General features: G+C 46.6%; 1 pseudogene. It reads left to right on the forward strand.

Annotation, left to right across the window (positions count from 1 at the left end):
- Positions 1-251 (forward strand): annotated as a pseudogene (locus R0K30_RS22825) (sugar-phosphatase); the annotation flags it as partial.

Genomic DNA, 251 nt, shown 5'->3' on the forward strand with positions numbered 1-251 from the left:
GTATACAAACGGTGTCGTGGCCGAGCAGTCATTAGGTTATGAGGATTTGAAGTCGCTTTACGAGCTGAGCTTACAGCTGGATACTCCGATGCATTACTTTGACACAGCCAATCTGTACACGCCGAACCGGGATATCAGTGAATACACGGTATACGAATCATACATTACGAAAGTGCCGCTTCATTTCCGCACGATCGATGAAGTGCCGAAGGATATTCTGATTCCGAAAGTCATGTTCATTGACGATCCGG

It is taken from the genome of Bacillus sp. SIMBA_154, assembly GCF_046536015.1.
GTDB classification, from domain to species: Bacteria; Bacillota; Bacilli; order Bacillales; family Bacillaceae; genus Bacillus; species Bacillus pumilus_P.